The organism is Methylophaga sp. UBA5088, assembly GCF_002414625.1.
GTDB lineage: Bacteria > Pseudomonadota > Gammaproteobacteria > Nitrosococcales > Methylophagaceae > Methylophaga > Methylophaga marina.
On the sequence record NZ_DIAC01000072.1, the window covers coordinates 35,806 to 40,230 of the forward strand.

Here is a 4,425-nt window from a genome sequence, read left to right on the forward strand (position 1 = left end):
CTGTTTTCATAATGGTGTTAAAAATCGTAATTGACTCAATCACACCTGCGGTACCACCCGCTTCAACAAAATCACCAATTTTGAAAGGTCTGAATAAAATCAGCATCACGCCGGCAGCAAAGTTTTGTAATGAATCTTTCAAAGCCAGGCCAACAGCTAAACCTGCCGCACCCAGCACGGCAATCATCGATGTGGTATCCACCCCCAATTGATCGAGCGCTGCTATCAATACAAATAACAATAAAATGGCATTGGCAATGGTACTGAAGAAATTAATCAGAATAGGGTCAAGGTTTGCTCTTACCATTAATTTGCGTGACATTTTGACCAGCCACTTGACCACGATTCGACCGACAAAAACAATGATCGCAGCATAGAGAATATTGATAAGCCAAAACACGACTATGCTTCCCGTTGCAGTTTCCATGTTAGTTCCTCTTTGATATGGATTGAATTACTTCACGAATTAACTTGGGGCCATGGTAAATAAGGCCACTATAAATTTGTACTAGTGATGCACCTGCATCCAACTTGGCTAACGCCTGTTCAGCAGACATGATTCCACCCGCGGCGATGATAGGCAAGTCATCATCCAATGCTTCTCTGAAAAGTTTGACAATCTCTGTTGATTTTTCAAACACAGGCGCGCCACTTAGACCACCTGCTTCTTCCGCATTATCGAGTCCGGCCACAGCATCGCGATCCATCGTTGTATTGGTGGCAATAACGGCATCGATTTTATGTTTATTGAATGCTTCAGCTAGCTGTGAGACTTCATCTAACGTCAAATCCGGCGCAACTTTCACTGCCATCGGCACATATTTTTCATGCTGCTGTGCGAGCTCTGACTGCGCCTTTTTTAACTCAGCTAATAATGTATCCAAGGATTCGCCAAACTGAAGTGTGCGTAAACCCGGAGTATTGGGGGAAGAAATATTGATAGTGACATAATCAGCATGTGGATAGACTTTATTCAGTCCTATCAAATAATCGTCTACGGCCTTTTCAACTGGCGTATCAAAATTTTTGCCAATATTTATGCCGATTAAAGTGTTGGTATCCGCTGCTTGAACTTGCTCAATAAGATGGTCAACGCCCAGATTATTAAAGCCCATGCGATTAATGATGCCTTGAGCTTCTGGAATACGGAATAATCGCGGTTTCGGGTTGCCTGGCTGTGGTCTGGGTGTCACTGTACCGATTTCAACAAATCCAAAACCCAGTGCGGACATGGCTTCAATGTGATCACCATTTTTATCAAGCCCCGCGGCCAGTCCAACTGCATTGGGAAAGGTCAGCCCCATCACTCGCACGGGTTTCATGTGCATTTTTCGTGTCATCAGCCACGACAGTCCGCTCATTTCCAAGCAATCAAGTCCCACTAATCCTAGGTGATGCGCTTTTTCAGCATCCAGACGAAACATCAGATCTCTCATCATGCGATAAACCATTTATACCTCCACTTCGATTTGATAACCGCTGAACTTGCGGAGATTGATGACACCCTTATCCAAAATCAGATACTGGCCTTTAATGCCCTCCAGTCGTCCTTCAACATGTGCTGTTTTGTCAAAATTAAACGAACTGACTTTATTGGGATAGGTGTTCACTGGGTATTCAATTGTCTGCACATTCTCGGCCGTTAAAACCTGAATGGCAGATTCACCAAACTGCTGTTGTAACTCAGATACCTCACTTTCACACAGGGCTAAGAGTCGGTCTCTTTCAGCGGCCAGATCAAGTGGTTCAGCCTCACCTTTCAACATTTTCCGCCAATCTGTCCGGTCAGAGACATGCTGTTTAAACATCACCTCAACCAGGCCCGATTGATAGCGACTTTTCACCCGAAAAATCGGCACAGCTTGAGTCGCACCCTGATCAATCCAACGCGTCGGAATTTGATTAATGCGGGTGATGCCCACTTTTAGCCCCGAACTATTGGCGAGATAAACAATATGATCCTGCATACATACCGCTTCACCCCACTCAGGCTCGCGGCACGTGCCTTGTTCATAATGGCAAAGCTCTGGCTTCATAAAACACAGATCACACTGTGCTAGCTTCTGTGAACAGGGGAAACAAAAACCACCACTGAAGCTTTTTTTCGTTAAACGATTACAAGCCTGACAGTGAATCTCCCCTTGATAATGTAATGAAATCGGCTGTCCAATGGTCTGGTTCAAAGGCAACAATTGCTCATCAAGCCTCATAGCGTAGTTAGCTTGCGTATCATCAGCCAGACTGACCTGCATTTTGGACAATTGTCCACTAAGCTTTGTCACTGAGTTTCCCTTTAATCTGAAGTTTTTTTCTAGGCATCTTATCGCAGATAGGCACCCGCCAACAGGGTCGCTATATCTTAATCTTTGTTCTCTGGTTTTGAGTCAGCATCAGAAACCAGGCGAATCGGAAACGGTTCGGTCACGGAGCCGGTATATAAGGAACGGTGTGGGAAAGGAATTTCTATTGACTCAGCATCAAACGCTTCTTTAATTTCTTCATGGATACTGTTTTTTAGCTCGATAAAACTTTCTCGTTTCACCCATACCGAAAACTGCATATTCAGCGAAGAATCACCAAAGCCAAGAAACACAAACTTCGGTTTCGGCTCATCAAGACATAAGGGGTTTGCCTCTGCCACTTTTTCCAGCACTTTTCTGACAGCTTTAATATCCTCTTTTAGAGCCACGGCGATGCTTAAATCAATCCGTCTGATAGGAAAACGCGTCAGTGTCGTGACTTCAGATTTAATCAGTGTTTCATTAGGTATTCGCACAAACAAATTATCAAATGTGCGAAGTTTTACTGACAACAGATCTATGGACAGCACTTCTCCTGTAGTCTCTCCCACCTTGATGAGATCACCAACAGAAAAAGGTCGTTCAGCGACTAAAAATAATCCGCTGATGATATTCGATGCTGATGTTTGTGAAGCAAACCCTATGGCGACTGACAATACACCAGCAGCGCCAATCAGTACCCCCAAATTAAAGCCGATGGCATTCAGCCCCATGACAACAAATACCAACAGAATCAAATATGAGGCCACGCGAGCCATTAAAAGCTGTTGGTGCGTATCAAAACGATTTTTACTCCACTGACGTACAGCCCGGCTGGCCATCTTTGCCAAAATAAGACCGACGATAAAATAAATCAGGGCTTCAAATACAGACATAAACCATGCTGCATCGATATTGTTAATCCATTCTGTCATTCTTACTCGCCTGAGTTCTTAACCAAATAAAGCTGAAATAGCTTTGGTAATTTTACTGCGTCCAATGTCCTCTCTGGCTGCACATACCAGCTCCAGCGCACTCAATGGTAATCCACCACTGATGACGTCATCCAAGCTCAATATGGCATCATCCAGATTTCGTCTAACCAGTGTAATCCGTTGTGTCCAGAACTGTCCCTGCTTATCCACATATAGACTCAAGTTGGGAGCAGGCACACTAATTTTATCGAGTGTTAACATTTGATCCGACTGATTTTGAATGCGTACTTCTATTGCCGCTCTCGCCTTATTATTGGCAATGGGCTTCACATCTAATTGCTCACTGACCTGTGAGGCATAACTTAAAACGCCTTCACGCGTATTCGGGCCAAACCATGAATCACATACCTTCACTGTCGAAATATCTAATAAAGTCTGCTCAGAAGAAGTAGAAGCAATCTTCAACCAGAGCGGAAGACACACAAACAAAGTGACCTCTTGGAACGGCAATAAACTCACAGATACATCAGGCCGACAAACAACAGGGCGATCCGCTAAGGCTGGTTTAATCGCGACCCTTTCGGGGAGTTCTGCAAACACAAAACGATGTTCATGTTTGGGTGGTGATTCAAATGTACTGGTTTCATTTTTTAGCGACGGTTCAATTTGCTCAGTCGTATGCTGCCACTCGTAGCCCAACCACCATTGATGTGGAGCAGAATGCATTTCCAGACACACATCCGCACACCGCATAACCCATTGAGTTTGCTGGGGAAAACCGAAATCACCCCACCACCTATTTTGTCGTCCAACCATGGTAAATAACAACTTATATAAATTATTCGGAGACAGGTCGAAAATCCTTCCTTATAATAGCGCAGATGTTTACTCGAAATATGATAAAAATAGCGCTCGTTTCGGTGATTACCCTACTTGTCGCTTCATGTAGTAGTACACCGGAAAAAGGCGCGGAAGCGTCAACGACTCCGTCAGTTACTTATTCTAAGGCAAAACAAAAACTGAAACATACGCCTTGGGAACAAGCCTACAACGAATCCTTAGACGACACTGAAAACCCACTCTCCTCAGAAAATCCCCCCATCACCCTCCCCCCTCAAGCACCCACTGACGTCTGGGATCGCATTCGCGATGGCTTCGTGATTTCTGATTACAAAACCTTAGAACCAGATACCGAGCGTCAACTTCGCTGG

General features: G+C 44.5%; 5 protein-coding genes and 1 pseudogene. 1 reads left to right on the forward strand and 5 read right to left on the reverse strand.

The features are described 5' to 3' along the window. The 5 genes from B4K20_RS09195 to B4K20_RS09215 form a co-directional block, all read right to left on the reverse strand. On the reverse strand, window positions 1-427 hold a 427-nt coding region (locus B4K20_RS09195), incomplete at its 3' end, for a mechanosensitive ion channel family protein (RefSeq protein WP_289282666.1). Between the two features lies 1 nt (window position 428). After that, window positions 429-1,439 (reverse strand): quinone-dependent dihydroorotate dehydrogenase, encoded by a 1,011-nt coding sequence (locus B4K20_RS09200; RefSeq protein WP_414673347.1) that lies wholly within the window; start codon window positions 1,437-1,439, stop codon window positions 429-431. Window positions 1,440-1,451: 12 nt separating this feature from the next. Next, entirely contained in the window at window positions 1,452-2,252 is an 801-nt protein-coding gene (locus B4K20_RS09205) for a DUF2797 domain-containing protein (RefSeq protein WP_289243773.1), read from the reverse strand. Window positions 2,253-2,359: 107 nt separating this feature from the next. Next, window positions 2,360-3,214 (reverse strand): mechanosensitive ion channel family protein, encoded by an 855-nt coding sequence (locus B4K20_RS09210; protein WP_286305780.1) that lies wholly within the window; start codon window positions 3,212-3,214, stop codon window positions 2,360-2,362. A gap of 18 nt (window positions 3,215-3,232) precedes the next feature. Further along, window positions 3,233-3,967, reverse strand: a complete 735-nt coding sequence (locus B4K20_RS09215) for a DUF432 domain-containing protein (RefSeq protein WP_289282668.1) — start codon at window positions 3,965-3,967, stop codon at window positions 3,233-3,235. Between the two features lie 143 nt (window positions 3,968-4,110). On the opposite strand from B4K20_RS09215, the pseudogene B4K20_RS09220 reads away from it, so the two are divergent. Beyond that, window positions 4,111-4,425: pseudogene (locus B4K20_RS09220) on the forward strand (lytic transglycosylase); the annotation flags it as partial.

What these genes read in the sequence shown, in the direction of transcription:
- B4K20_RS09205 (WP_289243773.1), bottom strand. Translation starts at nt 2,252, where the DNA reads ATGCAGGTCAGTCTGGCTGATGATACGCAAGCTAACTACGCTATGAGG.
- B4K20_RS09210 (WP_286305780.1), bottom strand. Translation starts at nt 3,214, where the DNA reads ATGACAGAATGGATTAACAATATCGATGCAGCATGGTTTATGTCTGTA.
- B4K20_RS09200 (WP_414673347.1), bottom strand. Translation starts at nt 1,439, where the DNA reads ATGATGAGAGATCTGATGTTTCGTCTGGATGCTGAAAAAGCGCATCAC.
- B4K20_RS09215 (WP_289282668.1), bottom strand. Translation starts at nt 3,967, where the DNA reads ATGCGGTGTGCGGATGTGTGTCTGGAAATGCATTCTGCTCCACATCAA.